This is a genomic window from Arthrobacter sp. AL05 (assembly GCF_029960715.1).
In the GTDB taxonomy this organism is placed as follows: Bacteria; Actinomycetota; Actinomycetes; order Actinomycetales; family Micrococcaceae; genus Arthrobacter.
Window position 1 is genome coordinate 21,679 of record NZ_JASBRC010000020.1, and the last position, 6,934, is coordinate 28,612.

The window sequence follows — 6,934 nt, forward strand, 5'->3', positions numbered from 1 at the left end:
ACCATCAATTGCGACTGAACAACCTCGGCATCGTCCGCACCAACATCGAACGTCCGGATCCCACGGACGTCAAACGGCTTTCGCAGTTCGGCGTCGCCACTATCCACGAGGCGATGGGGCGAGTCGGGCTCCTGCGCCCCTACATCAGGCCGGCCTACACCGGCGCTAAGCTCTGTGGTCCGGCAGTGACCGTGCTGCTACAGCCTGGTGACAACTGGATGTTCCACGTCGCCGCCGAGCAGGTGCAGGAAGGCGATGTGATCGTCGCCGGCTGCACCACCGAAAGCGAAGACGGCTTCTTCGGTGAGCTGCTCGCCACCTCGCTGACCGCCCGCGGCTGCAAGGGCTTGGTGATCGACGGTGGTGTCCGCGACGTCGCCGATCTGGAGAAGATGGATTTCCCGGTGTTCTCCCGCGCTGTCAACGCCAAGGGCACGGTCAAGGCCACCCTCGGATCGGTGAACATCCCCGTAGTGGTCGCGAACGCCGTGGTGAACCCTGGCGACGTGGTCGTGGCCGACGTCGACGGCGTCGTGGTTGTCCCGCGCGAGCTTGTCGGAGCGGTGGCAGACGCCAGCCAGAAGCGCGAGGATAACGAGGAAGCCAAACGCGTGAAGTTCCGTGAGGGCGTCTTGGGCCTGGATGTCTACGGCATGCGAGAGCCGCTCGCCGCCGCCGGCCTCGAGTACGTGGAGAAGTGACCATGGCGCACGGAGACACCACGGGAGGCTTCGAGAAGTCCGCAGGCTGGCTCGACTGGTACGACGGCCCCACCAAGCCCACGTTCCGCCTGCCGGCCGACGCAGTCGATGCGCACTGCCATGTGTTCGGGCCCGGCGAGCGGTTCCCTTACGCCCCCGAGCGGAAGTACACCCCGTGCGATGCCTCGGCGGAGCAGCTCTTCGCGCTGCGCGACCACCTCGGCTTCGACCGCAACGTGATCGTCCAGGCGACCTGCCACGGCGCCGACAACCGGGCACTGGTCGATGCGCTGCAGCACAGCGGCGGCCGCGCCCGCGGCGTCGCCACGGTCCGCCGCGACGTGACCGAGGAGCAGCTGGCCGAGCTGCACGCGGCCGGCGTCCGCGGGATCCGGTTCAACTTCGTCAAGCGCCTCGTCGACCGGGTGCCCACCGACTCGCTCGAGGAGATAGTCGCGAAGATCGCGCCGCTCGGCTGGCACGTGGTCATCTACTTCGAGGCCGCGGACCTGCCGGAGCTCTACGACTTCTTCTCCGCGATCCCGACCGACGTCGTCATCGACCATATGGGCCGGCCCGACGTGTCCAAGGACCCGGACGGCCCTGAGTTCGCACTGTTCCTGCGCTTCATGCGCGAGAACACCAATGTGTGGACCAAGGTCTCCTGCCCAGAGCGCCTGTCCGTCACCGGCCCGCACGCTCTCGACGGCGAACAGCACGCCTACACCGACGTGGTGCCGTTCGCCCGACGCGTGGTCGAGGAGTTCCCCGACCGCGTGCTGTGGGGAACCGATTGGCCCCACCCCAACCTCAAGGACCACATGCCCGACGACGGGCTGCTGGTCGACTACATCCCACAGATCGCGACGACGCCCGAGCTCCAGCAGAAGCTGCTCGTGGACAACCCGCGCCGCCTCTACTGGCCCGAAGGAGCATGACATGGCACTCGACAAGCCGTACAAGGACGTTCCCGGCACGATCATCTTCGACGCGGAGATGGCCCGCAAGGGATACCACCTCAACCAGTTCTCGATGTCGCTGATGAAGCCCGAGAACCGCAAGCGCTACCTGGCCGACCGCGAGGCGTACCTCGATGAGTGGCCCCTTTCGCCCAAGCAGCGCCAGGCTGTGCTGGATATGGACCTCAACGCCATGATGGCCGAGGGCGGCAACATCTACTTCCTGAGCAAGATCGGCGCCACGCACGGCCTGAGTTTCCAGCAGATGGCCGGCTCCATGACTGGCATGTCCGAGGCCGCCTACCGCGACATGATGATCGGCGGCGGACGCCACCCCGAGGGCAACCGCCTCAAGGACCTCGACGGCTGGGTCCCGCCGGCGCGGCGCGAGAAGTCCGAGACCATGCGCGAGAACGCCCCGGCGAAGTACACGTCGGCGCTGTTCACCTCGCATGTCCCGGCGATCGGTGCCGCGATGGACCTCGGCAAAACCGAGGAGCCGTACTGGAAGAAGGTGTTCTCCGGGTACGAGTGGACCCGCAGGTGGGCCAAGGAGAATACGCCCGACGTCGTCATCCTCGTCTACAACGACCACGCCACGGCCTTCGACTCGTCGATCATCCCCACCTTCGTGCTCGGCACCGGGGCAGAGTACCCGGTCGCGGACGAGGGCTACGGCCCCCGCCCTGTGCCCGATGTGAAGGGCTACCCGGAGTTCGCCGCGCACATCGCGCAGTCGGTCATCCAGGACGACTTCGACCTCACCCTCGTCAACGAGATGGTCGTGGACCACGGGCTCACCGTGCCGCTCTCGCTCGTCTTCGGCGACGTCGAGGAGTGGCCATGCAAGGTCATCCCGCTGGCCGTCAACGTGGTGCAGTATCCGGTGCCTTCCGGCCGCCGCTGCTACGAGCTCGGCAAGGCCCTTCGCCGCGCCCTCGACAAGTGGGACGGCCCGGAGCTCAACGTGCAGATCTGGGGCACCGGCGGCATGAGCCACCAGCTCCAGGGTCCGCGTGCCGGCCTCATCAACGAGGAGTGGGACAACGCGTTCCTCGACCACCTCATCGCCGACCCGCTGGGCCTGACCGAGTGGGATCATATGGAGTACGTCGATGAGGCGGGCTCCGAAGGCATCGAGCTCGTCGATTGGCTGATCGCGCGCGGCGCGATGGACGACCAGTTCGGCGGCGAGGCGCCTTCTGTTGACCACCGGTTCTACCACGTGCCGGCGTCGAACACCGCCGTCGGCCACCTTGTTCTCACGAACCCGACCGACTGACCGCATCCCGCATCCGCAACAAAGGAGCCCCCATGACTGACAAGATCCGTGTGGCCGTCGTCGGCGCCGCAGGCGCCTTCGGCATGAAACATCTCGACGGCCTGATGAACGTCCCCGATGCCGAGGTGACCGTCGTCAGCGGCACGCGGCTCGAACCGACCCAGGCAGTCGCCGCGAAGTACGGCGTCGCCAACGCCGTCGTCGGGCTCGACGCCGTGCTCGAGCGCGACGACGTCGATGCCGTCATCCTCGCCACGCCCACGGGTCTGCACGCCTCGCAGATGCAGGAGGTCCTCAAGGCCGGCAAGCACGTGCAGGTCGAGATCCCGCTCGCCGACTCGCTCGCGGACGCCGAGGCGACGCTCGCAGCGGCCGAGGCGTCCGACCGCGTCGCCATGGTGGGCCACACGCGGCGGTTCAACCCCTCGCACCAGCTCGTGCACAACCGGATCGCCGAGGGCTCGTTCAACGTGCAGCAGATGGACGTGCAGACGTACTTCTTCCGCCGCACGAACACGAATGCCAAGGGCGAGCCGCGCTCCTGGACCGACCACCTACTGTGGCACCACGCCGCGCACACTGTCGACCTGTTCGCCTACCAGGCGGGCAAGATCGTGCAGGCGAACGCAATCCAGGGCCCCATCAACCCGGATCTGGGCATCGCGATGGACATGTCGATCCAGCTCAAGAGCGAGACCGGGGCAATCTGCACCCTGTCCCTCTCGTTCAACAACAACGGCCCGTTCGGCACGTTCTTCCGCTACATCGGCGACACCGAGACGTACATCGCGCGCTACGATGACCTCTTCAACGGCCGCGACGAGCAGATCGACGTCTCGAAGGTGGCGGTGAGCATGAACGGCATCGAGCTGCAGGACCGCGAGTTCGTCAGCGCGATCCGCGAGGGGCGCGAGCCGAACTCGTCGATCCGCCAGGTCATCGACTGCTACCGCGTGCTCGGCGCGCTTGAGAAGCAGCTGGCGTGAGGCTACCCCCCACCGGTCTGGGCTGTATGTCGCTGAGCCACGCGTACGGCGTCCCCCCGTCGCGTGACGAGGGGCTGGCGTTGCTGCGCGCAGCTCTCGATGAAGGTGTCGGGATGCTCGACACGGCAACACTGTACGGCGGCGGCCGCAACGAAGAGCTTGTAGGTGCCGCGATCGCGGGGCGCCGCGACGAGGTCTTCCTGGCGAGTAAGTGCGGGATGGCGTCCGTTGACGGCGTGAAAGTCATCGATGGACGCCCCGATACGCTGCGCGCACAGGTCGATGCTTCGTTGAGCCGCCTTGGCGTCGATTACATCGACCTGTACTACCTTCACCGGTGGGACAAGAACGTGCCGATCGGCGACAGCGTCGGCGCGCTGGCCGAGATGGTCGCCGCGGGCAAGATCGGCGCAGTCGGTCTGTCCGAGGTGTCGGTCGCGCGACTGCGCGAGGCGCAGTCAATCACCCCAATCGCGGCCGTGCAGAACGAGTACTCGCTGTGGAGTCGCAATGCCGAGCTTGGCATGCTCGACGCCACTCGCGAGGACGGCGTGACCCTGGTTGCGTTTTCGCCGGTCGCAAGGGGTTTCCTCGCCGATGCGGTCAAGGACCCAGGTAAGCTGGCCCCAAACGACATCCGCCGCAGCATGCCGCGCTTCCAGCCCGAGCACTGGGGTGCGAATGCGACGCTGCTGGCCTCTTGGCGCGAGCTGGCTGCGGAGGCCGGTTGCACCCCAGCACAGCTCGCGCTGGTCTGGCTGCTCTCCCGCGGCGATCACGTTCTGCCGATCCCGGGAACAACGAGCGTCGCGCACCTGCGTAAGAACATGGCGGCGGCCGACATCTCTGTCGACGGAGCGCTGCTGACGCGGGCCGGCGAGCTGATTGGCACGGCCACCGTCTCTGGCGCGCGATATGCGCCAGCATCTGCTGCCGAAGTAGACGCCGAGACTTTCGAGGATGCCGCATGAGGGCGATCTCGTCGATGGCCACCCGCCACGTTCTCGCCGACCTCGCTGAAGCTGCCGCCGGGGCCGGGCTACCGCTTCTGCAGATTGAATCCGTAGGCGGAGTGGACGCCGCCCAGCGGGTGGCCGCCGGCGAGCCGTTCGACCTTGTGTTCCTCGCTGAGGACGCTCTGCAACGCCTCGCTGCCGAGGGGCAAGTGGATCCGGCATCCATCGCCCCGATCGTACTGTCGGAGGTCGCCGTAGGCGTGGCCGCACGCAGCGCCGATGTAGCCACATGTTCCGAAGGCACGGCCTTTGCGAATGCCGACGAGCTTCGCGGCGCCCTGCGCGCGGCATCCCGCATCGGATATTCCACCGGACCGAGCGGCACCGAGCTATTGCGAATGATCGACCGCTGGGGCATGACCGATGAGGTCAGCGACCGGCTTGTGCAGGCCCGTCCAGGCGTACCCGTGGCGCGCCTGCTCGCCGAGGGAGAGGTCGATCTCGGCCTGCAGCAGCTCAGCGAACTGGTCGGGCAACCCGGCGTGTGCATCCTCGGCGTTCTCCCGGCCGACTGCGCGATTATCACGGTCTTCGCGGCTGCTGTCGCGGCATCCTCCAACAACGCGGCTCGTGCCGCGGAGGTGTTGGCCTTCTTCCGCTCGGACCTCTCGGCATCTATCAAGTCGTCGCACAGTTTTCGCGCGCCCTGAGGCCCTGCCGTGACGGATTGACTGATGCGGGTCCTGCAGACGCGGAGAAACCCGTCTTCGGTGACACCGCCGCCGTAGACCTTGACGTTAGCGGCCGGCCAGATTTTCCGCATGTTCGCCTCACCCCTAAGGAAGGCCTTGGTGGATTGGATTTCAGATGGACGTGTATCCGCCGTCGGCGTTGATAACGGATCCAGTCAGTGCGGAGGAGGCGTCACTGGACAGGAACAGAACGACATTCGCGATCTCCTCCGGTCGGCGCAGTGCGACAGCCCATTTGTTGCAGATGACAACACCCGTGAGGTCGACGTCGATGACGCGTTGCCAATTCGACATGTCGAGCTCGTGTAGCGGTGTCTTGACCTCGGGAATGCCGGCGCGGCACCGGCATCGGCAAGTTTGCGGGCTATGAGCATCCTGTTTCCTTACTCCTTCGGATCTTCGGCTGGGCGTCCTGTCAGGACCGGTAGGGGCTCAGACGCCGGCCACTCGCGGTACGCCGCGGCCGGCTGCGAGCTTGGTGATGTCCCCTCCGGCCCGGCAGCCGAATACCCGGGCGGGGCCGATGTGGGAGCCATATCCCGGGTAGCCGCCCCCGAAGACGCTGACGGCGGCGGCGCCGACGGCGATGAGGCCGGGAATAGCGGTTCCCTCTTCGGTTGTTACTTCGGAGCGTTCGTTAACGCCGATGCCTGCGAAGGTGCCCAGATCGCCCATCTGGATCTTGGCGGCATAGTAGGGGCCGTTGCCGACCGGGGCAAGGTTGGGGGTCGGTTTGTGTTCCATGTCGCCGCGGAAGTGGTTGTAGAGAGTGGAGCCGCGGCCGTACGCCGGGTCCTCTCCGCGTTCCGCGGCGGGGTTGAATTCGGCCACTGTTTCCTTGAGCCCTGCGGCGTCGATGCCGAGCTTGCCGGCCAGCTCCGCCAGGGTGTCCCCTATCGCGGACCTCCGATCCGCCGCTGCACAGCTACGCGAACTTATCGCCGCCGGCGTCGGCGTCGCCCTCGATGACTACGGGACGGCGTATTCGTCCCTGGCCATGCTGCGCGACCTTCCCCTCACCGGGCTCAAGCTCGACAAATCCTTCATCGACACCATCGACTCCGACCCCACCTCTGCCATCCTCGTCTCCGGTGTTATCGCCCCGGCCAAAGCCCTGGGCCTCACCACCACTGCCGAGGGTGTCGAACGACAAACCCAACTGACCATCCTGCAAGAGCTAGGCTGCGACACCGCCCAGGGCTACCTCATCTCCCGCCCCGTTACATTTATTGAGTCCCCGAAAGCCGGGGATTTGGTCGCTGGACCCGGTATGACTTTCTCGCCCTGTCACTCATGAT

General features: G+C 66.3%; 9 protein-coding genes. 7 read left to right on the forward strand and 2 right to left on the reverse strand.

Annotation, left to right across the window (positions count from 1 at the left end):
• Positions 1-8: 8 nt before the first annotated feature.
• Genes ligK through QK287_RS16960 form a run of 6 tightly spaced genes read left to right on the forward strand, consistent with a single transcriptional unit; the run spans position 9 to position 5,594 of the window.
• A complete protein-coding gene (gene ligK / locus QK287_RS16935) occupies positions 9-701 on the forward strand; it encodes a 4-carboxy-4-hydroxy-2-oxoadipate aldolase/oxaloacetate decarboxylase (protein WP_226773776.1) in 693 nt (230 codons plus the stop codon).
• A 2-nt stretch (positions 702-703) separates the two neighbouring features.
• On the forward strand, positions 704-1,639 hold the full coding sequence (locus tag QK287_RS16940; protein WP_226773777.1) for an amidohydrolase family protein: 936 nt from the start codon (positions 704-706) through the stop codon (positions 1,637-1,639).
• A 1-nt stretch (position 1,640) separates the two neighbouring features.
• Positions 1,641-2,942, forward strand: coding sequence for a protocatechuate 4,5-dioxygenase subunit alpha/beta (locus QK287_RS16945; RefSeq protein ID WP_226773778.1), 1,302 nt, complete (start codon positions 1,641-1,643; stop codon positions 2,940-2,942).
• A 32-nt stretch (positions 2,943-2,974) separates the two neighbouring features.
• Complete coding sequence (locus QK287_RS16950) at positions 2,975-3,928, forward strand: Gfo/Idh/MocA family oxidoreductase (RefSeq protein ID WP_282360887.1); 954 nt, start codon at positions 2,975-2,977, stop codon at positions 3,926-3,928.
• A gap of 26 nt (positions 3,929-3,954) precedes the next feature.
• Positions 3,955-4,899 carry an aldo/keto reductase gene (locus tag QK287_RS16955; RefSeq protein WP_282360888.1) on the forward strand — a complete coding sequence of 315 codons (945 nt, stop codon included), beginning with the start codon at positions 3,955-3,957 and terminating at the stop codon, positions 4,897-4,899.
• Entirely contained in the window at positions 4,896-5,594 is a 699-nt protein-coding gene (locus QK287_RS16960) for a substrate-binding domain-containing protein (protein ID WP_282360889.1), read from the forward strand. Before QK287_RS16955 ends, QK287_RS16960 begins: the two co-directional genes overlap by 4 nt.
• 153 nt (positions 5,595-5,747) lie before the next feature.
• Here QK287_RS16960 and QK287_RS16965 read toward each other — a convergent pair whose 3' ends face one another.
• Together QK287_RS16965 and QK287_RS16970 are read right to left on the reverse strand one after the other, a co-directional pair.
• Positions 5,748-5,930, reverse strand: a complete 183-nt coding sequence (locus QK287_RS16965) for an SDR family oxidoreductase (RefSeq protein WP_226773782.1) — start codon at positions 5,928-5,930, stop codon at positions 5,748-5,750.
• A 138-nt stretch (positions 5,931-6,068) separates the two neighbouring features.
• Complete coding sequence (locus QK287_RS16970) at positions 6,069-6,575, reverse strand: FAD-binding protein (RefSeq protein WP_348774850.1); 507 nt, start codon at positions 6,573-6,575, stop codon at positions 6,069-6,071.
• Between QK287_RS16970 and QK287_RS16975 the strand changes: the two genes are divergently transcribed.
• Positions 6,523-6,933: an EAL domain-containing protein gene (locus tag QK287_RS16975; protein WP_282360890.1), complete on the forward strand. Its 411-nt coding sequence runs from the start codon at positions 6,523-6,525 to the stop codon at positions 6,931-6,933. The genes QK287_RS16970 and QK287_RS16975 overlap by 53 nt on opposite strands.
• Position 6,934 lies beyond the last annotated feature (1 nt).

What these genes read in the sequence shown, in the direction of transcription:
- QK287_RS16965 (WP_226773782.1), bottom strand. Translation starts at nt 5,930, where the DNA reads ATGTCGAATTGGCAACGCGTCATCGACGTCGACCTCACGGGTGTTGTC.
- QK287_RS16955 (WP_282360888.1), top strand. Translation starts at nt 3,955, where the DNA reads ATGTCGCTGAGCCACGCGTACGGCGTCCCCCCGTCGCGTGACGAGGGG.
- QK287_RS16950 (WP_282360887.1), top strand. Translation starts at nt 2,975, where the DNA reads ATGACTGACAAGATCCGTGTGGCCGTCGTCGGCGCCGCAGGCGCCTTC.
- QK287_RS16960 (WP_282360889.1), top strand. Translation starts at nt 4,896, where the DNA reads ATGAGGGCGATCTCGTCGATGGCCACCCGCCACGTTCTCGCCGACCTC.
- QK287_RS16940 (WP_226773777.1), top strand. Translation starts at nt 704, where the DNA reads ATGGCGCACGGAGACACCACGGGAGGCTTCGAGAAGTCCGCAGGCTGG.
- QK287_RS16945 (WP_226773778.1), top strand. Translation starts at nt 1,641, where the DNA reads ATGGCACTCGACAAGCCGTACAAGGACGTTCCCGGCACGATCATCTTC.